We start from the raw sequence: 23,629 nt of genomic DNA, 5'->3' as shown, positions 1-23,629 counted from the left end.
GACTGTCAGGAGACGTTCCGGGCGTCCGCCCAGACCCCCTCGAACTCCTCCCGGTACACCTCCAGCAGCCCCGGCTCGGTGCCGCCCGGCTGCTGGCCGGCGCCGCCGCGCAGGATGAGTGCCGGGGACTCCATGCCCCGGGAGCGGCGCAGGTAGGGCTGGATGACGCCGAGGTCGCGGCTCTGCCGGCGGCCGGCCACCGGGCCGGTGGGCCGGGGGCCCTCGACCAGGTAGGCGGTGAAGCGCGGGGTCTCGTCGAAGACCCGGATCTCGAAGCCGCCCTGGTCCCGCAGCCGGGCCCGGACCCGCCGCACGTGCATGATGTTCATCTCGATCGACCGGGACAACTCGCCGCGCGAGAGGCCGAGTTCGCGTTCGCGGCGGCGCACCGCGCTGCTCGCCGGGTTGAGGAACAGCAGCCGTACCCGGCAGCCCTCGCCGGCGAGGCGGACCAGCCGTTTGCCGGTGTAGTTCTGGCAGAGCATGCCGAGGCCGATGCCGAGCGCGTCCAGGCGCCGGGCGCCGTCCAGCAGGTCCTCCACCGGCAGGTCGCGCTGCAGCCGGACCCGGTCGGCGTGCACCGCGACCACGTCCGCGTAGCGTCCGGCGACCAGCGACTCCACCACATCGGCGGGCACCCCGCCCGCGCCGCCGTCCAGGACGGCGAGCAGCCGGGCGGCGGCGCGTTCGGTCTGGGCCAGCACGGTCTGGGTGAGCACCCGGTTGCGGGAGACCACGTGCCGGGCCACCTCCAGCTCGTCCAGGGCGAGTTCGATCTCGCGCCGGTCGGCGAGGAAGGGTTCGAAGCAGGGCCAGTGCTGGACCATCAGTTCGCGCAGCTGGGGCAGGGTGAGGAAGACCAGCGGGTCGTCGTCGGCCGGGTCGAGGAGGTAGCCCTTGCGGCGGCTGACCTCGCGCACGGCGCCGGCCCGGTGGGCCCACTCCTCGCCGGCCGGACCGGCGGCGGCGGTGACCCAGTCCTCGCCGTGGGCGGGGGCGTAGATGGGGTGCAGCACCTCGTCGACCAGGGAGCGCAGCCGCTGCTCGACCAGGTTGAGCCAGACGTACGCGCGGCCGGACAGCCGGACCCGCTGGTAGGCGTCCTCCCACTCGCCGGCCGACCAGGCGAGCGCGGGGACCTCCACCGGGCCGCCCTGGGCCGGGACGAGCGCGCGGCCGGTCATGGTGGGGCGCATGACCACCGTGGGCGCCTCGCTGCGGGCACCGCCCCGGTCGGGGCCGTCGGGCCCGGAGCCACGGCCGCCGCCAGCGGGGAACACCATGCGCCACCTCATCTGCGGCTGACCCCCGCGGGCGCGGGGACCATTGACGGGCCGTTGACTAGCACCGGTCGGCCGGGGCGGCCGGACGATCAAGGGTACTGCCCGCCGCGAGCCGCCCGCAGCCGGATGGCCGACGGGCTCCCGCGCACCACCGGCCCGGCTCGCGCGCACCGCTGCCCCGCCGGACGGGCCCCGACCCCACTCTTCACACGAATGCCCGCCGGACACCCGTTCGGACCAACCCCGGCGGTACCTCCCGGCCGTCGGGGAAGGGCTCGGGGAGTATCTCCGGGAGTGTGCGGGCTGTGCCGTGCGTCACGGCGCGCGGGCGCCGCACATGCCCGGCCGCCCGGCCGGGAAGAGAGCGTCCGGGTCCGGGCAGGTTGTCGGACTACTTGTCGGACTAGACGTCAGTTTCCGTATGTCACAAGGAAGTTGAGGACTCATGCAGGTCTGGCCCGGAAAGCCCTACCCCCTCGGCGCCACCTACGACGGGGCCGGTACCAACTTCGCGGTGTTCTCGGAGAGTGCCGACCGGATCGAGCTGTGCCTGATCGACGAGGACGGCTCGGAGACCGCCGTCGAACTGCGCGAGACGGACGCCTTCGTCCGGCACGCCTACCTCCCCGGCGTCCAGCCCGGCCGGCGCTACGGCTTCCGGGTGCACGGCCCGCACAACCCGGGCCTGGGCCAGCGGCACAACAGCGCCAAACTGCTGCTGGACCCGTACGCCAAGGCGATGAGCGGCCACATCGACTGGGACGAGTCCGTCTACGGCTACCACTTCGGCGCCCCCGAGCGCCGCAACGACCTCGACTCCGCCCCGCACACCATGCACTCGGTGGTGATCAACCCGTACTTCGACTGGGGCACCGACCGCCCGCCGCGCACCGACTACCACCGCACCGTCATCTACGAGGCACACGTCAAGGGCCTCACCCGGCTGCACCCCGGCATCCCCGAGGAGATCCGCGGCAGCTACGCGGCGCTGGCCCACCCGGCGGTGATCGAGCACCTGGCCAAGCTCGGCGTCACCGCGATCGAGCTGATGCCGGTGCACCAGTTCGTCCGCGACCACCGGCTGCGCGACCTCGGCCTGGCCAACTACTGGGGCTACAACACCATCGGCTTCTTCGCCCCGCACTCCTCCTACTCCTCCACCGGCGACCGCGGCCAGCAGGTGCAGGAGTTCAAGTCCATGGTGAAGGCGCTGCACGCGGCCGGGATCGAGGTGATCCTGGACGTCGTCTACAACCACACCGCCGAGGGCAACCACCTCGGGCCGACGCTGTCGCTGCGCGGCCTGGACAACGTCTCCTACTACCGCCTCGCCAAGGACCAGCGCTTCTACGAGGACACCACCGGCACCGGCAACAGCCTGCTGATGCGCAGCCCCCACGTGCTCCAGCTGATCATGGACTCGCTGCGCTACTGGGTCACCGAGATGCACGTGGACGGCTTCCGCTTCGACCTCGCCGCCACCCTGGCCCGGCAGTTCCACGAGGTCGACCGGCTGTCCTCGTTCTTCGACCTGGTCCAGCAGGACCCGGTGGTCTCCCAGGCCAAGCTGATCGCCGAGCCCTGGGACCTCGGCGAGGGCGGCTACCAGGTCGGCAACTTCCCGCCGCTGTGGACGGAGTGGAACGGCATGTACCGGGACACCGTGCGCGACCTGTGGCGCGGCGAGAACGCCACCCTCGCCGAGTTCGGCTCCCGGCTCACCGGCTCCTCCGACCTCTACCAGGACGACGGCCGCCGCCCCATCGCCTCCATCAACTTCGTGACCTGCCACGACGGCTTCACCCTGCGCGACCTGGTCTCCTACAACGACAAGCACAACGAGGCCAACGGCGAGGACAACCGGGACGGCGAGTCCTTCAACCGCTCCTGGAACTGCGGCGTCGAGGGCCCCACCACCGACCCGGCCGTCGAGGAGCTGCGCGCCCGCCAGCAGCGCAACTTCATCGCCACCCTGATGCTCTCCCAGGGCGTGCCGATGCTCTCCCACGGCGACGAGCTCGGCCGCACCCAGCTCGGCAACAACAACACCTACTGCCAGGACAACGAGCTGTCCTGGGTGCACTGGCCCGACGGCGACGGGCCGGCCGCCCGGCTGCTGGAGTTCACCCAGGGGATGATCTGGCTGCGCCGCGACCACCCGGTGTTCCGGCGCCGGCGGTTCTTCCACGGGCGGGCGGTGAGCGGCTACGACGACCTCACCGACATCGCCTGGTTCACCCCCGCCGGGGAGGAGATGACCAAGCGCAACTGGGGCGCCAGCTACGCCAAGTCGCTGACCGTCTTCCTCAACGGCTACGCCATCTCCGAACCGGACCGGCGCGGCGGGCGGATCGTCGACGACTCCTTCCTGCTGATGTTCAACGCCCACTTCGAACCGCTGGAGTTCACCGTGCCCGCCGACCACGGGCAGGAGTGGCAGGTCGTGGTCGACACCGCCCAGCCCCGGCTGCCCGCCCCCGGCACCGGCGCCCGGGTCAAGGCCGGGGACGCGCTGTGGCTCACCGACCGCTCGCTGCTGGTGCTGCAGCGACCCGCCTGATCCCCCGGGCGCTCACCTGTTCGGATCAGCAGCGGGTCTTGGCGGCGGGCCGGGCCGGGTACCTATGGACCTATGACCTCCGCCGCCGAGCCCGCGCAGCCCCGCCCGGCCGCTACCCACCCCACCGCTACCCACCCCACCGCCACCCACCCCACCGCCACCCACGCCACCGCCACCGCCACCCACCCCACCGCCAGCTACCGCCTCCAGCTCCAGCCCGGCTTCACCCTCCACCACGCCACCGCCGCCGTCCCCTACCTGGCCGCCCTCGGCGTCTCCCACCTGCACCTCTCCCCGCTGCTGGAGGCCGCCCCCGGCTCCACCCACGGCTACGACACCGTCGACCACACCCGGATCAGCGAGCAGCTCGGCGGCGAGAGCGCCCTGCGCGCCCTGGCCGCCGAGGCCCACCGGCACGGCCTGCGACTCATCGCCGACGTGGTGCCCAACCACATGGCCGTGCCCGTCCCCGAGCGGCTCAACCGGCCGCTCTGGCAGGTGCTGCGGGACGGGCCCGACTCCCCGTACGCGCGCTGGTTCGACATCGACTGGACGGCGCAGCCCGGCCCCGCCGACGCCCCCGGGCGCGGGCGGGTGCTGCTGCCGCTGCTCGGCGACCGGCTCGGCGCCGTCCTCGACCAGCTGGTGGTGGACGGCGAGGTGCTGCGCTACCACCGGCACGAGCTGCCGCTGCGCCCCGGGACGGCCGGGCTCCCGCTCGCCGACCTGCTCGCCCGGCAGTGGTACCGGCTGGCCTGGTGGCGGCTGGCCCGCACCGAGCTCAACTACCGGCGGTTCTTCACCGTCAACGAGCTGATCGCCGTCCGGGTCGAGGACCCGGAGGTCTTCGCCGCCACCCACGCCGTACTGCTGCGACTGCACGCCGACGGCGTCCTGGACGGATTCCGGATCGACCACCCGGACGGGCTCGCCGACCCGCGCGGCTACCTGCGCCGCCTGGCCGACGCCACCGGCGGCGCCTACACGGTGGTCGAGAAGATCCTCACCGGCGCTGAGCGGCTGCCCGAGGACTGGCCGGTGGCCGGCACCACCGGCTACGACGCGCTGCGCCGGATCGACGGCGTGCTCACCGACCACGCGGGCGCCTGCCGACTCGCCGGGGCGTACGAGGCCTTCCGGCACGGCGGGCCCGCCGCCGGGCTCTGCGCCGACCCGCACCCGGCGGTGGCCGCCGCCCGGCGCGGCCGGGCCGACATGACCGGGCCCGGGGGCGAGCTGGCCGCCGAGATCGAACGGCTGGTCCGGATCGCGCTGCGGATCGGCGCCGCCGACCCCGCGCACGCCGACCACGCGCCCTGGCAGCTGCGCGCGGCGCTGCGCCGGCTGCTCACCGACTACCCGGTGTACCGGCCGTACGCGCGGCCCGGGGAGGCGGCGCTCGACTTCGGCGGGGTGCTGGGGGCGGATTTCGAGGATCCGACCGAACGCCTGGTCGCCGCCCTCGCCCTCGGCGAGCTGGGGCCCGGCACCGACCGGGACGAGTTCTGCGCCCGGTTCGCCCAGACCGCCGCCGCGGTGGCCGCCAAGGGCGTCGAGGACACCGCCTTCTACCGCTGGAACGCGCTGCCCGGCCTCAACGAGGTCGGCGGCGAGCCGGGCCGGCCCGGACTGCCCCCGGCCGAGTTCCACGACTGGTGCCGCCACCTGGAGCGCAGCTGGCCGCACAGCATGACGGTGCTCTCGACCCACGACACCAAGCGCAGCGCCGACGCCCGGGCCCGGCTCGCCGTCCTCGCCGAGCAGCCGGAGGCCTGGGCCGCCGAGGCCGCCGCCTGGTCCGCGGCCGCCGGGCCGCCCGCCCCCGGCCTCGACCGGGACGCCGACTGGCTGCTCTGGCACACCCTGGTCGCCGGCTGGCCGATCGGCCCCGACCGGCTGGTCGCCGCCCTGCTCAAGGCCGTCCGCGAGGCCAAGCTGCACACCTCCTGGACCGCCCCCGACGCCCGGTACGAGCAGGCCCTGGAGCAGCGGGCCCGCGCCGTCTTCGGCAACGCCGGGCTGCTCCCCCGGATCGAGGGCCTGGTGCACGCGCTCGCCCCGTACGCCCGCTCCAACACCCTGGCCGCCGCGCTGCTGCACCTGACCGTCCCGGGCGTGCCCGACCTCTACCAGGGCAGCGAGGAGCCGCTGTACACCCTGGTGGACCCGGACAACCGGGGCGTGGTCGACTTCGGCGCGCTCGCCGTCCGGCTCACCGACGCGGCCACCGCGCGCCCCGGCGACCTCGCCCGGGAGAAGCTCCACCTGACCGCCACCGCCCTGCACCTGCGCCGCTCCGGCCCGCTCGGCGCCTACCGGCCGCTGGCCGCCGTGGACCTCGCCGGTGACCACCTGCTGGCCTTCGCCCGGGGGGAGGACGTGGTCACCGCCGTCACCCGGCTGCCGTACGGGCTGGCCAAGGCCGGCGGCTGGCGGGACACCGTGCTGGACCTGCCGGCCGGCGGCCCCTGGACGGACCGGCTGTCGCTGCGCACCTTCCCGGCGGGCCCGGTGCCGGTGGCGGAGCTGCTGGCGACGTACCCGGTGGCACTGCTGACGAGGAGGGGTTGAGGGTGTCGCGCTACGAGGTGTGGGCGCCGAGCGCCGCCAGCCAGGTCGCCGTCGAAGTCGACGGCGTGGCGCATGAGTTGGCCCGCTGTCCGGACCGGGACGGCTGGTGGGCGGGCGAGGCCCCGGAGGGGGACTACGCCTTCCGCCTCGACGGCGGCCCGCCGCTGCCCGACCCGCGCTCGCCCCGGCAGCCGCACGGCCCCGACGGCCCCAGCCGGGCGGTGGACCACGGCGCCTTCCGCTGGTCGCGGACCGGCTGGCACGGCCGCGCACTGCCCGGCTCGGTGCTCTACGAGCTGCACATCGGCACCTTCACCGCGCGCGGCACCTTCGACGCGGCCGCCGAACAGCTGGACCACCTGGTCGAGTTGGGCGTGGACTTCGTCGAGCTGATGCCGGTCTGCCCGTTCCCCGGCCGGCACGGCTGGGGCTACGACGGGGTCTCCCTGTGGGCCGTGCACGAGCCCTACGGCGGACCGGAGGGCCTCAAGCGCTTCGTGGACACCGCGCACCGCAAGGGCCTCGGGGTGGTGCTCGACGTGGTGCACAACCACCTCGGCCCGTCCGGCAACTACCTCCCCGCGTACGGCCCGTACTTCACCGACCGGCACCACACCCCGTGGGGCTCGGCGGTCAACCTGGACGCGCCCGGCTCGGACGAGGTGCGCGACTACCTGATCGGCAGCGCGCTGGCCTGGCTGCGCGACTACCGGATCGACGGCCTGCGGCTGGACGCCGTGCACGCCCTCGCGGACGACCGGGCCGTCCACTTCCTGGAGGAACTGTCGTACGAGGTCGAGAAGTTGGCGGTCTCGGTGAACCGTCCGCTGTTCCTGATCGCCGAGTCCGACCTCAACAGCCCGCGCACCACCGCCGCCCGGGAGGCCGGCGGCCTGGGCCTCACCGCCCAGTGGAGCGACGACTTCCACCACGCCCTGCACTGCGCGCTCACCGGCGAATCCCAGGGCTACTACGGGGACTTCGCGCGCCAACCGCTCGCCGCACTCGCCAAGGCGCTGCGGCACGGGTTCTTCCACGACGGCGGCTGGTCCTCATTCCGGGGCCGCAGCCACGGGCGGCCGTTCGGCTCGGGCGAGGGGCACCGGCTGCTCGGCTACCTCCAGACCCACGACCAGGTCGGCAACCGGGCGCTCGGCGACCGGATCTCCACCTCGCTGCCCCCCGGCCGGCTCGCCTGCGGCGCGGCCCTGGTGCTCACCTCGCCGTTCACCCCGATGCTGTTCATGGGCGAGGAGTGGGGCGCCGCCACCCCCTGGCAGTACTTCACCGACCACACCGACCCGGCCCTGGCGGAGGCCGTCCGGCAGGGCCGGCGGCGGGAGTTCGCCGACCACGGCTGGGCCGCCGAGGCCGTCCCGGACCCGCAGGAGCCGGCCACCCTGCTGCGGTCGGTGCTCGACTGGACCGAGCTCCGGCGCGGGCCGCACCGCGAACTCCTCGACTGGTACCGGACGTTGATCCGGCTGCGGCGCGAGCGGCCGGAGCTCGCCGACCCGGACCTCGGCGCGGTGCGGGTCGAGTACGACGAGGCGGCGGGCCGGCTGGTGGTGCACCGGGGGCCGTACCGGGTCGCCGTCAACCTCGGCCCGGCCGAAGCGGCGCTGCCGCTGGGGGGCGCCGGGCGGGAGGTGGTGGCGGCCTTCGGGGCGGCCGCGCTGGAGGGCACGGCGGTGTGGCTGGCGGCGGACTCGGTGGCGGTGGTGCTGGTCGCCTGAGGGATCACGGGCTGAAGATGAGGACTCACCGGAGGCGTCTGGGCGCTCACCGGACGAACCGGAGGACTCACCAGAGGAAGGTGCCGATCCGCTCCTTGAGCGAGCCGGCGTCCAGGCCGTAGGCGGCCAGGTGCTCGACCATCGAGCCGTACTGCCGGTGCTCGCCGCGCGGCACGCCCAGGCCCAGCAGCCGGTGCGGGCGGTCGGCCAGCGCCGCGTGCGCCTCGTTCGCCGAGGTGCCCGCCAGGTACGGCTCCACCAGCACCACGTCCGCCCGGTCGCCCAGCGCGGCGCGCAGCCCGGCGGCGTCGAAGGGCCGCACCGTCGCCGCGTACAGCACGGTGACGTCCAGGCCCTCGGTGGCCGCCAGCACCGCGTCCAGCATCGGGCCGACGGCCAGCACCGCGCCGCGCGTGCCGGTGCGCACGGTGGTGAAGCGGCCGGGCTCGACGGCGAGCGGCGCGGTGTTCTGGTGGTTGGAGAGCCGGACGTACACGTTGCGGTCGCCGTCGGCGACGGCGTGGCGCAGCAGTTGCTCGGCCTCGTCCGGGTGGCCGGGGACGTGCACCGTCCAGTCCGGGAGGGTGTCCAGCAGGGCGACGTCGCCCGGGGACATGTGGGTGCGGCCGGCCGCCGGGTTGTCGTAGGAGCCGCCCGCGCTCACCAGGACGGCGCCGACGCCCTGGTGGACCAGGCTCAACTTGATCTGCTCGAAGGGCCGTTCGACCAGGAAGCTGGCGAAGGTGTGGGCGATCGGGCGCATCCCGCTGAGCGCCAGGCCGCCGGCCGCGCCGACCAGCAGCTGCTCCCGGATGCCGACGTTGACCACCCGGTCGGGGTGGCGCTCGTGGGCGGCCTCGAAGGCGGCGGCGCTGATGTCGGCGAGCACCACGGCCAGCCGGGGGTCCTCGTCCAGCAGGCGGGAGGTGACGTCGACGAAGCGCTCGCGCATGGTGTCCATCGGTGAAGTGCCTTTCGTGTGCGCTGACTCGGGGGGTGTGATTCAGGAGTTCTTCGGCTCGACCCGGGCGACCACCACGTGCGGGCGGCCCGGGTGCGCGGTGGTGTAGGCGCGGTGCAGCGCCTCGTGGTCGCGGCCGTCCACCGTCGCGGTCGACCAGCCCGCGGTGGCGAAGCGCTGGGCGATCCCGCCCTGCCAGCCGTGGGTGGCCGAGGAGTTGTCGATCACCACCGCGTGCAGCCGGTCCAGCCCGTAGGCGCCGGCGAAGGCCACCGCCTCGTGGTTGGAGCCCTCGTCGAACTCGGCGTCGCCGACCAGCACCCACACCGCCGGGTCGGTCAGCCCCTGGGCCCGCAGGCCGAGCGCGGAGCCGACGGCCAGCGGCAGGCCGTGCCCGAGCGAGCCGGAGGAGATCTCCACGCCGGACAGCAGGGTGCGGTCCGGGTGGTAGCCGAGCGGCGAGTCGTAGCCGCCGAAGCTCGGCAGCACGGCCGGGTCGAGGAAGCCCTTCGCGGCCAGCACGGCGTAGTAGGCCATCGGGCCGTGGCCCTTGGAGAGCAGGAAGCGGTCGCGGTCCTGGGCCTCGGCGGTGTCCGGGGCGACCCGCAGCACCCGGTCGTACAGCACCCAGAGCGCGTCCAGGGTGGAGGTGGCCGCGACGTCGTGCTTCTCGTCGCCGGTCATCAGGGCCATCAGCGGCTGGAGGTCCTCGAAGCGGGCCGGAGCTGCGGTTTCCGCCGGGGCTTCGATGTCGGTGTGCGTCGTCATGCGTCGATCGTGCAACTTGAAGCCGACTTGAGGTCAAGCGGCTACAGTGAGTTCCCATGACCGCGATACCCGACGCCGGCCGCACCGGCGGCCCGCGCCCCGGCGACCTCCTCACCATCGGCCAGCTCGCCGCCCGCAGCGGACTCGCCGCCTCCGCCCTGCGCTACTACGAGAGCCTCGGGCTGATCCACGCCACCCGCACCGCCGGCGGCCAGCGCCGCTACCCGCGCGGCACCCTGCGCCGGATCGCCTTCGTCCGGGCCGCCCAGCGGGTCGGCCTCTCCCTGGACGAGGCCCGGGTCGCCCTCGACCGGCTGCCCGAGCGCCCCGCCCCCAGCGGCACCGAGTGGGACGGCGTCGCCGCGTCCTGGCAGCACCGGATCGACGAGCAGATCGCCGAACTCGAGCGGCTCAAGGCCAAGCTCAGCGGCTGCATCGGCTGCGGCTGCCTCTCGCTCACCCGCTGTGCCCTCTACAACGCCGACGACCGCGCCGCCCAGGCCGGCCCCGGCGCCCGCTACCTGCTCACCCGCGACCCGGACACCGGCCCGGAGCCCGTCCCGGCGGACCTCCCGAGCGGCCGCGGGCCCGGGCGCGCCACGGGGCACTGAAAATGCCGTTGCCACCGGACCGTTGGCGTGCCTACCGTGCGGGCATGCTGCCCCTGGTGGAGACGGACGAGCAGTGGGACGCGGTCGTCCCCGACGAGTCGGTGATGCGCCCGGGCGCCGAGGCGCTGTGCGCGCGACTGGGCGTCGGCGGGCAGCCGCTGGAGCGCTTCGCGGAGGGGTCCGTCCCGGTCTACGCGGTGGGCACGGAGCACGTGCTCAAGCTGTTCCCGGCGGCCGGCGCGCAGGACGGCCGCACCGAGGAACGCGTCCTGTGCTTCTTGGACGGCGCGCTGCCGATCCCCACCCCGGCACTCCGGGCGGCGGGCGAGTACGTCAACGGCTGGCGCTACGTCCTGATGTCCCGTCTGCACGGCGAGGGCCTCGCCCCCGCCTGGCCGGGCATCCCACCGGCCGACCGCGAGCGGATCGCCCGGGACTGCGGCGAGGCGCTCGCCGCCCTGCACGCCCTGGACGCCGAACCGCTGGCCGACGTGCTCCGCCCCGGCGACTGGCCCGCCTTCCTCGACGGGCAGCGGGCCGGCGCCGTCGACCGCCAGCGCGAACGCGGCCTGCCCGAGGCCTGGTCGGAGCAGATCCCGGACTTCCTCGCCGCCGCCCCGCTCCCCCGCACCGAACAACGCTCCCTGCTGCACACCGAGTTCATGCGCGAGCACCTGATCACCGACCCGGCCGGCGACTGGCGGCTCACCGGCCTGATCGACTTCGAGCCCGCGATGATCGGGGACCCTGCCTACGACCTGGTCGCCGTCGGCCTGTTCACCACCCGCGCCGACCCCCGCCTGCTCGGACAGCTGCTCACCGCCTACGGCCGCCCCTTCGAGCCGCGGCTGCTGATGGCGTACACCCTGCTCCATGTGTACAGCGATCTGCCGTGGTACCTGCGGGAGTTGAAGCCATCGGCCCGGACTCTGGACGACCTCGCCGAGGAGTGGTTCGGAGTCGGAGTCGGGGTCGGGGTCGGGGTCGGCTAGCGACTAGGGGCGGGGGTCGGTGCGCAGCAGGCTGTAGTAGACCATGTCGCGCCACTCCCCGCCCCGGAAGGCCATCGCCCGGTGGACGCCCTCGCGGGTGAAGCCCAGCTTCTCCAGGACGCGCTGCTCGGCGAGGTTGCCCGCCTCGGTGTCCGCCTCCAGCCGCATCACCGGGGTGTGTGCGCGAACAGGTAGTCCACCAGCAGCCGTTGGGCCCGGGTGCCGACGCCCCGCCCCCGGGCCCGCGGCAGCAGCTGGGCGCCGAGGCTCCAGTACGGGGCGGTCGGCCGGGCGCCCTTGCGGGTGGCGGCGACGAAGCCGAGGAACTCGCCCTCGGCGGCCACCGCGAAGATCCACTGCTCCTCGCCGAGCAGCCCGTTCTCGGCCCACCGGCGCCGGAACCGCTCAGGGCCCCCCAGCCGTACCACTGGAACTCGCCCAGCTTCGCTGGGTCCACGAAGCCGCCAACGTGCCCGACCGCCTGACCGTTCCTCAGCCTGGCGTCGACCGGGCGAGCCGGAAGCCGACGTCGTCGATCCGCAGCGTCGGGTGGCTGCGGCGGCGGACGGAGGCGCGGCAGCTCCAGTGCTCGTCGAACCAGCCGCCGCCGCGCAGCACGCGGTAACTGCCGTACACCTCGGGGTCGTAGAGCTCCCAGCACCACTCCCACACGTTGCCGAGCAGGTCGTACAGCCCGTACCCGTTGGGCCGCAGCCCGCCGACGGCGTGCGGGCGCTCGTCCGAGTTGCCGCGGTGCCAGGCGATCTCGTCCAGCGGGCCGTAGCGCGGACCATCCGTCCCGGCGCGGCAGGCGTGCTCCCACTCGGCCTCGGTGGGCAGCCGGTAGCCGTCGGCGGCGCGGTCCCAGCGGACGTCCTCGCCGTCCACCTCGTAGGCGGGCGTACGGCCTTCGCGCCGGGACCGTTCGTTGCAGTACCGGACGGCGTCCAGCCAGGAGACGCTGTGCGCGGGCCGGCGGTCGCCGGCGGCACCCTCGTACTCCTCGCGGGTGACCGGACAGGACGCCAGCTCGAACGGCTCCACCTCGACGCTCCAACTCCGCCGGGTGCGGCGGTCGGAGAGCGTGACGAGGCCGGGCGGAACGGCGACCAGTCCGGTGCGGGTGTCCATGATCGGCGATCCTACGCGGCGCCCGTCCGGTCGGCCCGGCTGTCAGCGGTACCGTACCCGGCATGGTGCAGATACCCGACCCGATCGCCGCCGTCCGACGCCTGTTCCCGCCGGAGCCGGGCGAGGTCCACCGCTACGCCGGGGACCTGCTCGTGCCGGAGGGGTCCGGCGACACGCTGTGGACGGACGTCCCGTACGGCGAGGGCGAGGGGCAGATCATCGACGAGCCGATCGCCGGGCGGTTCCCGGTGGTCATCACCTTCTCGCCGTCCGAGCAGGGGCCGGTGGCGAGTGCGGCCACCGTGCTGTTCCGCGACCTCCCGGAGCACGTCCGCCCGGCGGGCGGCTCGGCGGGCCTGCTGCCCGGGGCCGGGATGATGTACCTGACCTGGGGCGGTCCCACCGAGGCCGTGGCGGAGCGGATGCTCGCCGCCGCCCTGCCGGAACTGCGGCGACGGGGCCTGTCCCGGGAGGACAACCTGGGCTGGCAGCAGGCGCAGTTCGCCGAGTTCGCCGCCCGGCTACCGGCCGGGGGCGACGAACCCGCCTACCGCGACGGCTGGTTCGCCTACCCGGCGGACGGGGCGACGGGCGCCCGGGCCATCGGATTCCTCACCGGGGAGCGCGCCGCCGGGTCCGTGCGCTTCGAGGACGAGGAGGGGCGGCTCCTCGCCGCCGGGATCGTCCTGGCGGACTGAGCCCGCCGCCCCGGCACGCCCTCTGGTGTGTGGGTCGGCCGCGGCAGCAGGATGGTGCCGACCTGACGGATCAGCGGACGAGAGGCGGCGACGACGATGGCGGTCATCACGGTCAGCACGGTGGTGGAGGCCCCGGCCGAGCGGGTCTGGGAACTGGTCGGGGACTTCCACGCCCTCGGCGACTGGCACCCCCACCTGCCGTCGAGCACGCTCGGCAACGGGCTCGTCGGCAACGCGATCGGCTCGGTGCGGGTCTTCGAACTGCCCGACGGCGTCGTGCTGGACGAGACGCTGCTCGCCTACGACGGCGAGACCCGCAGCTACACCTACAGCTTCCCCGACGGCACCTTCCACTTCGACAACTACCGGGCCACCCTCCGGGTCACCCCGGTGACCGAGCTGGGCGCCAGCTTCGTGGAGTGGAGCGTCAGGTACGACATCGAGGCCGAGCACCGCAAGGACTCCACCGAGCGCGTGCACGGGGTCTTCACCTCCGGCCTGGCCGCCCTACGGGATCGCTTCGCGGGCTGAGCCTCTGAAGCCTCCCGAACCACTCGGCGAGGCAGGCGTGAGAAGTCGGCGGGCCCGACTTCTCACGCAGCCACGCTCGGCTCCCTGCCTCGTGCAGGGCAGTTGCCAACCCACCCTTCCGGATCAGCTCCCAACGATGATCTGCGCAGGGGGATCGAGGATTGTGATGTCCGTGGAGACGTTGAGCGGGGATCCCCAGTCGACGTTGACGACGAAGTCGACGCCACCGTCGCGCGGGCTCACGTTCTCGACCGTGATCGATGCGGCCCCGATGAAGGTGCTCCAATTCTGCGCGGTGAACGTCGGGGCTCCCAGGTCGCTTGCCTCGCTGGCGGCCACCTGCACCACCGACTGGAAAGTGATCTCGGAGTCGTTGAAGTGCAGTACCGAGCGTCCCTGCCGCTGCGGCACCCACATGCGATAGCTGACCATGGCTGCCTCCAGGTTCGCCTTGTCACCGCCCGTATCCGACGGGTGCTACCACCCGAGCGTCTGCTTGGCCCTCTGCTCCAATTGTCGTTCCGATGCACGCCAGTTGCAGCTCGATCCACGGGCGCCTGGCCACTGGTCGAGCGTGTTGACGGTAGACCGGCCCCGCCCCGGGCTCGGCGTCAGCTCCACTGAACGGCGAGCAGAACCCAACAGGCCACCGAGACGGCCGCCGCCGACCATCCGACGGCGGCCGCCACCCGGCCGTACTCGGGCCCGTGGGCCCGCTGGAAGGCGGCGATCAGGGCGGCGATCGCCGCGATCGGTACGGAGAGGCAGGTCAGGAACCAGACCCAGCCGCCGAACACCACCACGGCCGCCAGGGCCAGGGTGATCAGCGGCACCCACACGGCCGCAACCGTGAACCCGGCCGCCGCGCAGGCGACCCGGAAGCGGACCCGCCGCCGGAGACAGATCGGCACGGCGCATGCGCCGGCGGGGACCAGCCCGACCAGGTAATGGACGTACGGCCAGTCGAACCCGAGCACCGTCCCGATGAGGACGAGTGACGGCACGAACACGGCGGCCGCCAGCCCAGCCAGCCACCGGGCACTCATGGGCACTGCGATCACGGACCCCCGAACGTCAGTTTGAACACGTTCAAACCTAGCATGCGGCAGACGCCGCTACCGAGCCGACCCGTCCGCCACGATGGACGCGAGCACGCGTCGACGGGCAGCGGCCGACGCCTCGGGGAGCCACCGCGCCAACTCCGCTTCGACGCGGCGCCGTTCGGCGCGGAGGAGGCGGGCAACGCGAGTGCGGGAGCAGTGCAGGAACCACCAGTCCCGGATGCGGTCGATCACGCGGACTCCCCGGCGGCCGCGGCCCAGGCGATGCGCAGCTCGTGCTCACCGATGGGCAGGACGAGGACGGGCCGCCCGGCGAGGTGACGGACGACGTCACGCTCGGCACAGGGGCCGGCGAGGACGCGATCGAGGCGCTCGCGCTGCGACCAGGGCGTCGGCCGGAAGCAGCACAACGCCCAGATGGTGGCGAGGGATTCCCGGCTGAGGGCACGGACGGCCGACGGCATGACGCCAGGGATCTCCACGCGGATTTCAGGAGCGGTCTTCACGCGGCCACCTCGCCCCAGACGATCTTGCCGATGGGGCGGCGCGGACAGCAGCCCCAGCGCTTGGTGAGGGAGTCGACGAGCTGGAGGCCGCGCCCAGTTACGCCGTCGGGGGCGGGCGAGGAGAGGGCGGGGAGGCGGTCTCACCACCATGTCCGACGCCGAGGCGCTCGCGCTGTTCGACGCCGGACTCGCCGGGGGCCGCGCCGCGGGGCCGCCCGCTTCCCGTTTGGCCGCTGACGTCAACTGCGAGCAAGTTCGGGCAAGTTCCTGGCCCCGAAGCCACCGGAGCGGAAAGATCGTCCAAGGCAACCACCTGCAGCCGCTAGGAGGCCCACCATGGCACTGCACAAGCTCGGCCAGGACCCCGAGAGCCCTGAAGGCAAGTCCCCGACCGTCTACTTCGACGACGTGTCGGGCAACTACGTCCTCCAGGGCTGGAAGGTGCTCGACCCGGAACATCTCGCACAGATGGACATCCCCGAACACGAGACCGTAATCGAATTCCCCCAGCGCATGATGCGGTTCTTCCCGGAGGTGAACGGTGGCGGCGGCCCCCACGCTTGAGGAGCTGCTGCGGACCTGCACCCGCTCGGCGCTCCACCTTGAGATGCGCGACGGATACATGCGCGACGACCCGTTGTTCCTCCGTTGGCTCAGCGGGCGGCGCGACGATCCGGCGGACCAATCATCATGGTGGAGCCCCTGGTTGCAGCTGATCAAGGAGACCACCAGCCGCGGAGTCGACGTACGACGCGCCCGCATCATCTCCGAACCGGCCAGCGAGTACATCCGGTTCGAGCACGAGATCACGTTCCGGAACATCGCTTCCGGCGAGCAGATCAGATGGCTCCCCCGCCGGCAGGCGACTGATCTTTCACTGCCCGGCAACGACTTCTGGCTCATCGACGGCCAGCACCTCCTGGTCCACCATTTCAGCGGCGAGGGTGACTTCGTGGATGACGAAGTCACCACAGACCCCAGGACCATCAGCCTCTGCGCCTCTGCGTTCGAGGCCGTCTGGGCACGCGCCGTGCCGCACGAGGACTTCCGGCTGATCTGACCCGTGTCCGCGTCATCCAGCGTCCAACAAGCCAGGCAGGCCCTCGGCCAGCGTCTGCGCGACATCCGGCGAGATGCCGGACTCAGCGCACGGGCGCTGGCCGAAGCTGCGGGGTGGCACGAGTCCAAATGCTCCAAGCTCCAGAGTAGTCGGGTGATGCCGTCAGAGGCCGACATAAGAGCCTGGACCGCCATCTGCGGCGTCCCCGACCAGGCAGCGGACCTCATCGCAACTGCCCGGAACATCGACGGCATGTACATCCAATGGCGTCGCCTTGAGCGGACCGGTCTCAAACGGGCACAGGAATCCGTGCGTCCCCTCTTCGAACGAACGCGCCGATTCCGTGTGTACCAGTCGTGGGTCGTCCCCGGTCTGCTCCAGACGGAGGCATATACGCGCGCCGTGCTCGACACGATCGTGTCGCTGCGCAGCACTCCCGACGACGTCGACGAGGCCGTTGCGGTTCGGATGGAGCGGCAGAAGGTGCTGCACACCGGGGGTCACCGCTTCGCCGTCCTGGTCGAGGAATGGGTACTTCGGACGGTCATCGGCACCCCGGACATCCTCATCGGTCAACTCGCCCATCTGATCGCGGTGGGCACCCTTCCCACAGTAAGCCTCGGAGTGATCCCGCTCGGCTCAACCAGGGGATCGGGCTGGCCGGTTGAGTCCTTCACGATGTACGACGACGTACAGGTGAACGTCGAACTCATCTCCGCCCACCTCACCATCACCCAGCCGGCCGAGATCGCTTCGGACTCGTCTTCGGCGCCTTCGACTTCATCGTGACGCCGGACCGCGAATGGCGGTTCCTGGAAGTGAACCCCAACGGCCAGTGGTCGTGGATCGAGCACAGGACCGGCGTGCCCATCTCGCGCGCCATCGCGGATCTTCTGGAGAAGGGCACCACAGGTGAGTGACATCCTGGACGCGGCCGACGAAACGGCGCGTCGGCTGCGCGCCGCACTCGCGCAGGAACTGCAGCGCGACGGCTCGCTGCGCACCCCACAGTGGCGGGACGCGGTGCTGGCAGTGCCCCGTCACGTCTTCCTGCCGACGTTCTACACCGCCACCGACGGCCCGGACGGCATCACCCGCTACATCGCCGTCAGCCGCGACACCGACGAACAGGCCTGGCTTCGGCTGGCCTACGAGAACACGACGTGGGTCACCCAGCTCGACCACGGCACCACCGAGCCGAACGGCGAACCCCGCACCGGGACGCCCACCAGTTCCTCGACGCTACCCGGCGTCGTGGTCCGGATGCTCGAAGACCTCGACGTCCCGGACCGCGCGAACGTGCTCGAAGTGGGAACCGGCACCGGCTACTCCACAGCGCTGTTGTGCGCCCGCCTCGGCGACCACTACGTCACCAGCGTGGAGCACGACACCACCCTCTCGGCCGCAGCCGGCGAACGACTCGCCTCCATCGGCTACCGGCCCCGCCTGGTCGCCGGCGACGGCGCCGAGGGCCACCCGGGCAGCGGACCGTACCGCCGGATCATCGCCACCTACTCACCCGACCGCGTCCCGCCCCAATGGCTGGCCCAGGCACTCCCCGGCGCGGTCATCCTGGTGTCGCTGGTCGGCGGCCTCGACGCCTATGGCTACGCGAAACTGCACGTCGGCGACGGCGAAGCCCAGGGCCGGTTCATCGACTCCGACGTCTCCTTCATGCTCTCCCGCGAAACCCGACGACCCACGATCGGCCCCCTCATGCGCGCCGCCGTCAAGGCCCGCCACGACGCCTCCGGGTTCGACACGGCCATCCGTCCCGCCGTCCTCGATGACCCGGCATTCCTGTGGAGCGCCCAACTCGTCATGCCCGGCACGACCCGGCTGCGCCCGATGGCCGACGGCATCGCGGGGCTGTGGTTCCTCCACCCCGACGGATCATGGGCGGTACTGGAAACCCGGTCGGGCGGCAGCACGCACGCCTTCCAGGGCGGCCCACGCGCCCTCTGGACCGAACTGGAGGCCACCGCCTCGACATGGCTGTCCAACGGACGCCCCAGGCTGGACCGTTACGGGCTCACAGTGACCCCGGAGACGAACACGGTCTGGCTGGACAACCCCGGCAACCCGGTCGGCACTCTTGGGGAGTGATCACTGCGGTCCGTCCCCGACACGTTCGAAACACCCCGGCGATGGGGGCAGCAGGGGCGGCCCCGCGCATTGCACGCTGGGCCGCCCGATTCCGTGGTCCATCACGCTCAACTGGGCTGGCCCGTCGGCATGATGGTGACCTGCTGGAGGTTGACCCGGGGCGGGAGGGCCGCGATGAAGCCGACCGTCTCCGCGACGTCCTCCGGCGTGAGCCACTCCATCGCGTCCTTCGAGCCCTCCAGCCACTCCAGCGCGCCCTGATCCGTCACATGGCTCTGCAGTTCCGTCGCGACGATGCCCGGCTCGACCGCCGACACCCGGACCTTCTTCGCGCCCAGCTCCGCCCGCAGGTGGCGCGACAGGTGGCTGACGTACGCCTTCGTGCCGGAGTACACCGCGAAGTTGGGGAAGATGTTCTGCGCCGCGATGGACGAGGTGTTGATCAGGTCGGCCACGCCCCGCTCGGCGGCCGCCTTCACCAACTGCGGGGTGAACACGCCGATCGCGTTCATCAGGCCGGTGATGTTCAGGTCGATCTGCTGCTTCCACTGGTCCGTCGCCAGCTCCTCGATCGGGGCCGGCAGCATGACGCCCGCGTTGTTCAGCAGCAGGTCGGCCCCGCCGAACTCGTCCTCCACCCGCTCGGCGACGGCCTTCAGCGCTTCGGCGTCCGTCACGTCGGCGGCGATCGCCACCGCCCGGCCGCCGTTCCTCTCGATCCGCTCGACCAGCTCCGCCAGCCGGTCCGCGCGCCGCGCCAGGACGACGACCTGGGCTCCCAGCGACGCCAGCTTCTCGGCCGACGCCTCACCGATGCCGCTCGACGCCCCGGTGACGACGGCGACGCGACCGGCGAGGGGCCGGACCGAAGTGCTCGTGGACATGTTGTTCACCCTCCAAGGGCGTTGGGTTCCTGTCGGCCGATCTCCGTCGGCCGCAGCTCCAGTACAAGCCGTGCGCCACCCCTTCGGGACGCCATAACCGGCCCTGCCGAGGCAGGTACTGCCAGGGCCACCCGGAACCGCCCACCCACGCCGTCACCGCACCGACAATGGACGTATGGACCGCGCCAAGGAAATCGCCGACTTCCTCCGTTCACGCCGCGCCCGCGTCACCCCCGAGGAGGCCGGACTGCCCGCCGACGGCCGCGTGCGCCGGGTGCCCGGTCTGCGTCGGGACGAGGTGGCCCGCCTGGGCGGCGTCAGCACGGAGTACTACACGCGGCTGGAGCAGGGGCGGGCCCGCAACCCCTCCCCCGAGGTGGTGGACGCGATCACCCGCGCCCTCCACCTGGACGACACCGAGCGCGAACACCTCACCGACCTCCTCCGCTCCGACTCCCGGCCTCCTCGCCGCTCCCCGGCCAGGGTCCAACGGGTGCGCCCCGGCCTGCACTTGATGCTGGCGACCCTCGACCACGTACCCGCCTTCATCCTGGGCCGGCGCACCGACGTCCTGGCCGCCAACCGGCTGGCGAGGGAGGTCCTCACCGACTTCGACGCCCTGCCCGCCAACCGTCGCAACCTGGCCCGCTACTACCTCCTGGACCCCAAGGCCCGGGAGAGCGTGGGCGATTGGGCGAGGATCGCCGCGGAGACGGTGGCGATGCTCCGACTCGAAGCCGGCCGCTACCCGCAGGACCGCCAGCTCGCCGACCTGGTCGGCGAACTCACCCTCCAGTCACCGGAGTTCACCGGCTGGTGGAACGACCACCGGGTGCTGCGCCGCACCCACGGCGCCAAGCACTACCACCACCAGCTGGTAGGAGAGCTGCACTTCTCGTACGAGTCCTTCCAGGTGCCCGGCGACGCCGAACAGACCCTGTGCGTCTACAACGTCGAACCGGGCTCCGAGACCGCCCGGTCCCTCCAGGTCCTGGCCAGCTGGACCGCCCCCGCGGTCCCGGCGCAGTAGATCCCGGCACGCTGGATCCCGGCGCAGCAGGTCCCCGCGCAGCAGGTCCCCGCGCAGCAGATCACGCACCCTTGGAGCACCACACCCAACTACCCTTTCCCCCATGCCCCACAGCGAGATCGAGATCACCGCGGACCTGATCCGGCAGTTGCTGAACGACCAGCACCCCGACCTGGCCGATCTCCCCCTCCGCCTCGGCGCCCGCGGCTGGGACAACCAGATGTGGCGTCTCGGCGACGACCTCGCCGTCCGGCTGCCCTGGGCCACCGAGCCGGCAAGTGCCATGCTGCGCAAGGAACATGCCTGGCTGCCCGCCCTGCCGCCGGATCTCCCCCTGCCGATCCCGGCTCCCCGCCGCCTCGGTGAGCCCTCCGAGCGCTTCCCGCGCCCCTGGCTGGTCACCACCTGGGTGCCGGGCACCCCCGCCGACCGCGCCCCCGTCACCCGCGCCGCCGCGGCGGCCGAAACCCTGGCCGCCTTCCTGACCGCCCTCCACCAGCCCGCCCCGGCCTCCGCCCCGCCCGGCGAGCGCGGCCAGCCCCTCGCCGCCCTGGCCGACCGGGTCGCCGAGGGGATCACCTCGGCCGTCGAGCTGGGCCTGCTCCCCGACCCGGACGCCGTCCGCGCCGTCTGGGAGGACGCCGTCACCGCCCCCGTCTGGACGGGCCCGGCCCTCTGGATCCACGGCGACCTCCACCCGGCCAACGTCCTCACCGCCGACGGCACCCTCTGCGGCGTGATCGACTTCGGCGAGCTCTGCGCCGGCGATCCGGCCTGCGACCTCGCCGCGGCCTGGTCCCTCCTCCCGGACGGCGCCGCGGACCTCTTCCGCCAGGCCTACCGCCCTGCCCTCGACTCCGCGACCCTGCGCCGCGCCCGCGGCTGGGCCGTCATGCGGGCCCTCGGCGGCATCCACGTCGGCGAGGCCGGCCGCCGCAACCGCCCGGGCGGCAAGGCCACCTGGGGCCCGCCCGCCCACGCCGCCCTCCACCGCCTGACCGCCGGCGCCCACCCGCTCCCCGACGATCCGCTCGTCGACGATCCGATCCCCGACCACCCGATCCCCGACCACCCTGTCCCCGACCCCACCGAAGGCGTCCCCACCGAAGGCGACCCCACCGAAGGCGTCCGATGACCGAGCAGGTGCCCGACTTCTCCGAGCGCGGCGTCCCGCACGCCGACTTCACCGTCTGACGACGGCCCGGCTCCCAGCCGCCTCCCAGGCCACCCTCAGCGAACAACCAGTCTTTAAGCCCCTTCTCATCCACCGGACCTAGCCTCCGCGCATGAACGTCTCCCTGCTCGACGGCTGGTTCCCCTGGACGGTCCAGGCCGCCGCCCTCGCCCTGTTCCTGACCGCGGTGGGCTGGCGGGACCGGAGCTGGCAGCGCAAGTGGGGACCGATCGCGCTGGGCACCGCGCTGGCGATCACCGCGGTCGTCGCCGTCGCCGTGCTCACCCTGGCCGGGATCACCGATCCGATCCCGTTCGGGGTGTGGCTGTGGAGCGGGGTGGCGATCGCCTCGTTCGCCGTGCTCGGCTTCGGCTGGCGGGGCGCGCGGTGGTGGCGGCGGGCGCTGGTCGCGCCGACCGTACTGCTGGCGCTGTTCTGCGCCGCGAACAGCGTGAACATCGCGACCGGCTACTACCCGACGGTGGACGACGCGATCGGCGAGCTGAGCGGCCAGCCGCTGCCGGACCAGATCACCGTGGCCGAGGTGTCGTCGATCCACGGCAAGACCAGGACCGGCCGCATCGTCCAGGTCGACATCCCGGACACCGCGAGCGGCTTCGCCCACCGCCAGGAGCTGGTCTACCTGCCGCCCGCCTGGTTCCGCAGCCAGAGCCGGCCGAAGCTGCCGGTGCTGGAGATGATCGGCGGCGAGTTCGCGGCGCCGGACAACTGGATCCGCTCCGGCAACGCGGTGAAGACCGCCGACGAGTTCGCCGCGAAGCACAACGGCTTCGCCCCGATCCTGGTCTTCGTGGACGCCACCGGCGGCTTCCGGGTGGACACCGAGTGCGTGGACGGCCCGCACGGCAACTCCGAGAGCCACCTGCTCAAGGACGTCCCGCCGTACATCGAGAAGACCTTCAACGCCGCCACCGACCCGCACAAGTGGGGCCTGGCCGGCTGGTCGATGGGCGGCACCTGCGCCTTCGACATGGTCGTCGAACACCCCGGCCGTTTCGCCCACTTCGGCGACTTCTCCGGTGACAAGGGCCCGTACATCGGCGACAAGGACCACACCATCCAGGAGCTGTACGGCGGCGACGCGGCCGCCTGGGCCGCCCACGACCCGCTGACCGTGCTCGCCCACCACGCCAAGTACCAGGGCGTCTCCGGCTACTTCGGCCAGGGCGACGAGGAGCACGGCCAGATCGAGTCCGCCAAGGCCCTGGAGGCCGCCGCCAAGAAGGACGGCATCCGCACCACCAGCGTGGTCGGCTCCGGCAAGCACACCTGGCAGACCGGCTCGGCCACCTTCGCCCAGGCCCTCCCCTGGCTCGCCGCCCAGCTCGGCGTCCCGGGCACCCACGTGTAACCGTCACGGGCCCGTCCCGGTCCGGTCCGGATTCGGTACGGATCCGCCCCCGATTCCGACCCCGGTCCCGCCCCCGGCCCCGCCCCCGATTCCGACCCCGGTCCCGCCCCCGGCCCCGCCCCCGGGTCCCGCCCCCGGCCGCCCCCGGTCCCGCCCCCGGATCCGCGCCGGCCCCCGGCCGTACCCGAACCGCACCCCCCGCGCGGACCGTCCGGAGCCGGACCGTGGGTGGGATCACATCCGCCCGCCGCCGGGGGAAAGCCTTGGTGTCGGCCGCCCGTTCACAGCCGGCCGGCACCGCCCCGAACGGGCACGATCCACCGCCGAACCGCCCGCGCGGCAAGGAGATCCACTGCGCACGGCGGGTTCCGGGCGCCGGCCGGTCCGCCGGCTCCGGCTCTCCCGTCGCGCATGGCTTCCTCGGCGCCCGCACACATGTTCACCACCAGCTCGCTGCAACTGCCGCACGCCCCCCGGCGCCCGGGAGAAATCCCGCTTTGCTCCGGGCGCCGCCGTGTCATAGGTTTCGTCCGCCGTCGACGCAGCAACCGCTCTGACCGTGCCTCAGACCTGCGGTGAGCTGCGGAGCCAGGG

The 23,629-nt window shown here is 73.0% G+C and carries 25 protein-coding genes; 15 read left to right on the top strand and 10 right to left on the bottom strand.

Translation table 11 applies throughout. From position 1 onward, the window contains the following. Positions 1–5: 5 nt before the first annotated feature. Positions 6–1,283: an SAV2148 family HEPN domain-containing protein gene (locus ACZ47G_RS34715; RefSeq protein WP_465749673.1), complete on the bottom strand. Its 1,278-nt coding sequence runs from the start codon at positions 1,281–1,283 to the stop codon at positions 6–8. 445 nt (positions 1,284–1,728) lie between these two features. On the opposite strand from ACZ47G_RS34715, the gene glgX reads away from it, so the two are divergent. From glgX to treZ, 3 genes are all read left to right on the top strand, one after another. Then, positions 1,729–3,843 carry a glycogen debranching protein GlgX gene (glgX, locus tag ACZ47G_RS34710; protein ID WP_465749671.1) on the top strand — a complete coding sequence of 705 codons (2,115 nt, stop codon included), beginning with the start codon at positions 1,729–1,731 and terminating at the stop codon, positions 3,841–3,843. Positions 3,844–3,915: 72 nt separating this feature from the next. Next, positions 3,916–6,414 carry a malto-oligosyltrehalose synthase gene (treY, locus tag ACZ47G_RS34705; protein WP_465749669.1) on the top strand — a complete coding sequence of 833 codons (2,499 nt, stop codon included), beginning with the start codon at positions 3,916–3,918 and terminating at the stop codon, positions 6,412–6,414. A 2-nt stretch (positions 6,415–6,416) separates the two neighbouring features. Then, positions 6,417–8,150 (top strand): malto-oligosyltrehalose trehalohydrolase, encoded by a 1,734-nt coding sequence (treZ, locus tag ACZ47G_RS34700; protein ID WP_465749667.1) that lies wholly within the window; start codon positions 6,417–6,419, stop codon positions 8,148–8,150. 67 nt (positions 8,151–8,217) lie between these two features. Here treZ and ACZ47G_RS34695 read toward each other — a convergent pair whose 3' ends face one another. Together ACZ47G_RS34695 and ACZ47G_RS34690 are read right to left on the bottom strand one after the other, a co-directional pair. Then, positions 8,218–9,111: a transketolase family protein gene (locus ACZ47G_RS34695; RefSeq protein WP_465749665.1), complete on the bottom strand. Its 894-nt coding sequence runs from the start codon at positions 9,109–9,111 to the stop codon at positions 8,218–8,220. A gap of 42 nt (positions 9,112–9,153) precedes the next feature. Continuing rightward, positions 9,154–9,879, bottom strand: coding sequence for a thiamine pyrophosphate-dependent enzyme (locus ACZ47G_RS34690; RefSeq protein WP_465749663.1), 726 nt, complete (start codon positions 9,877–9,879; stop codon positions 9,154–9,156). A gap of 56 nt (positions 9,880–9,935) precedes the next feature. On the opposite strand from ACZ47G_RS34690, the gene soxR reads away from it, so the two are divergent. Further along, positions 9,936–10,490 (top strand): redox-sensitive transcriptional activator SoxR, encoded by a 555-nt coding sequence (soxR, locus tag ACZ47G_RS34685; protein ID WP_465749661.1) that lies wholly within the window; start codon positions 9,936–9,938, stop codon positions 10,488–10,490. A gap of 44 nt (positions 10,491–10,534) precedes the next feature. Next, the gene (locus ACZ47G_RS34680) at positions 10,535–11,482 is read left to right on the top strand and encodes a phosphotransferase family protein (protein WP_465749659.1); all 948 of its coding nucleotides are present in this window, start codon (positions 10,535–10,537) and stop codon (positions 11,480–11,482) included. 3 nt (positions 11,483–11,485) lie between these two features. Here the strand turns inward: ACZ47G_RS34680 and ACZ47G_RS34675 are convergent, their stop codons facing one another. The 3 genes from ACZ47G_RS34675 to ACZ47G_RS34665 form a co-directional block, all read right to left on the bottom strand. After that, on the bottom strand, positions 11,486–11,650 hold the full coding sequence (locus ACZ47G_RS34675) for a GNAT family N-acetyltransferase (protein ID WP_465749657.1): 165 nt from the start codon (positions 11,648–11,650) through the stop codon (positions 11,486–11,488). Further along, positions 11,650–11,910, bottom strand: a complete 261-nt coding sequence (locus ACZ47G_RS34670; RefSeq protein ID WP_465749655.1) for a GNAT family N-acetyltransferase — start codon at positions 11,908–11,910, stop codon at positions 11,650–11,652. Before ACZ47G_RS34670 ends, ACZ47G_RS34675 begins: the two co-directional genes overlap by 1 nt. Positions 11,911–11,974: 64 nt before the next feature. Beyond that, a complete protein-coding gene (locus ACZ47G_RS34665) occupies positions 11,975–12,613 on the bottom strand; it encodes a formylglycine-generating enzyme family protein (RefSeq protein WP_465749653.1) in 639 nt (212 codons plus the stop codon). A gap of 62 nt (positions 12,614–12,675) precedes the next feature. On the opposite strand from ACZ47G_RS34665, the gene ACZ47G_RS34660 reads away from it, so the two are divergent. Beyond that, the gene (locus tag ACZ47G_RS34660; RefSeq protein ID WP_465749651.1) at positions 12,676–13,311 is read left to right on the top strand and encodes a hypothetical protein; all 636 of its coding nucleotides are present in this window, start codon (positions 12,676–12,678) and stop codon (positions 13,309–13,311) included. Between the two features lie 96 nt (positions 13,312–13,407). Further along, complete coding sequence (locus tag ACZ47G_RS34655; RefSeq protein ID WP_465749649.1) at positions 13,408–13,842, top strand: SRPBCC family protein; 435 nt, start codon at positions 13,408–13,410, stop codon at positions 13,840–13,842. 123 nt (positions 13,843–13,965) lie between these two features. Here ACZ47G_RS34655 and ACZ47G_RS34650 read toward each other — a convergent pair whose 3' ends face one another. From ACZ47G_RS34650 to ACZ47G_RS34640, 3 genes are all read right to left on the bottom strand, one after another. Beyond that, complete coding sequence (locus tag ACZ47G_RS34650) at positions 13,966–14,274, bottom strand: hypothetical protein (RefSeq protein ID WP_465749647.1); 309 nt, start codon at positions 14,272–14,274, stop codon at positions 13,966–13,968. Between the two features lie 179 nt (positions 14,275–14,453). Next, entirely contained in the window at positions 14,454–14,888 is a 435-nt protein-coding gene (locus ACZ47G_RS34645) for a hypothetical protein (protein ID WP_465749645.1), read from the bottom strand. Positions 14,889–15,133: 245 nt separating this feature from the next. Next, the gene (locus ACZ47G_RS34640; protein WP_465749643.1) at positions 15,134–15,367 is read right to left on the bottom strand and encodes a hypothetical protein; all 234 of its coding nucleotides are present in this window, start codon (positions 15,365–15,367) and stop codon (positions 15,134–15,136) included. 378 nt (positions 15,368–15,745) lie between these two features. Between ACZ47G_RS34640 and ACZ47G_RS34635 the strand changes: the two genes are divergently transcribed. The 5 genes from ACZ47G_RS34635 to ACZ47G_RS34615 are packed head-to-tail and all read left to right on the top strand — an operon-like array spanning position 15,746 to position 18,575. Beyond that, complete coding sequence (locus ACZ47G_RS34635) at positions 15,746–15,973, top strand: hypothetical protein (RefSeq protein WP_465749641.1); 228 nt, start codon at positions 15,746–15,748, stop codon at positions 15,971–15,973. After that, positions 15,951–16,469 (top strand): DUF6879 family protein, encoded by a 519-nt coding sequence (locus tag ACZ47G_RS34630; protein ID WP_465749639.1) that lies wholly within the window; start codon positions 15,951–15,953, stop codon positions 16,467–16,469. The genes ACZ47G_RS34635 and ACZ47G_RS34630 overlap by 23 nt, the downstream gene beginning before the upstream one ends. A 3-nt stretch (positions 16,470–16,472) precedes the next feature. Next, the gene (locus tag ACZ47G_RS34625) at positions 16,473–17,258 is read left to right on the top strand and encodes a helix-turn-helix domain-containing protein (protein WP_465749637.1); all 786 of its coding nucleotides are present in this window, start codon (positions 16,473–16,475) and stop codon (positions 17,256–17,258) included. Continuing rightward, positions 17,255–17,389 (top strand): hypothetical protein, encoded by a 135-nt coding sequence (locus ACZ47G_RS34620; protein WP_465749635.1) that lies wholly within the window; start codon positions 17,255–17,257, stop codon positions 17,387–17,389. Before ACZ47G_RS34625 ends, ACZ47G_RS34620 begins: the two co-directional genes overlap by 4 nt. After that, the gene (locus ACZ47G_RS34615) at positions 17,382–18,575 is read left to right on the top strand and encodes a methyltransferase domain-containing protein (protein WP_465749633.1); all 1,194 of its coding nucleotides are present in this window, start codon (positions 17,382–17,384) and stop codon (positions 18,573–18,575) included. The genes ACZ47G_RS34620 and ACZ47G_RS34615 overlap by 8 nt, the downstream gene beginning before the upstream one ends. A gap of 107 nt (positions 18,576–18,682) precedes the next feature. On the opposite strand, the gene ACZ47G_RS34610 is transcribed toward ACZ47G_RS34615, so the two are convergent. Then, on the bottom strand, positions 18,683–19,459 hold the full coding sequence (locus tag ACZ47G_RS34610) for an SDR family oxidoreductase (protein ID WP_465749631.1): 777 nt from the start codon (positions 19,457–19,459) through the stop codon (positions 18,683–18,685). 175 nt (positions 19,460–19,634) lie between these two features. Here ACZ47G_RS34610 and ACZ47G_RS34605 point away from each other — a divergent pair, with 175 nt between their 5' ends. The 3 genes from ACZ47G_RS34605 to ACZ47G_RS34595 all read left to right on the top strand — a co-directional run bounded on the left by ACZ47G_RS34605 (position 19,635) and on the right by ACZ47G_RS34595 (position 23,035). Further along, positions 19,635–20,489: a helix-turn-helix transcriptional regulator gene (locus ACZ47G_RS34605; protein ID WP_465749629.1), complete on the top strand. Its 855-nt coding sequence runs from the start codon at positions 19,635–19,637 to the stop codon at positions 20,487–20,489. Positions 20,490–20,592: 103 nt separating this feature from the next. Further along, entirely contained in the window at positions 20,593–21,624 is a 1,032-nt protein-coding gene (locus ACZ47G_RS34600) for an aminoglycoside phosphotransferase family protein (protein WP_465749627.1), read from the top strand. Between the two features lie 151 nt (positions 21,625–21,775). After that, complete coding sequence (locus tag ACZ47G_RS34595) at positions 21,776–23,035, top strand: alpha/beta hydrolase (RefSeq protein ID WP_465749625.1); 1,260 nt, start codon at positions 21,776–21,778, stop codon at positions 23,033–23,035. Positions 23,036–23,629: the final 594 nt, after the last annotated feature.

This window comes from Kitasatospora sp. NPDC030952 (assembly GCF_055571335.1).
Note: the sequence above shows the minus strand (reverse complement) of the source record. Positions and strands in the feature narration are given on the sequence as shown.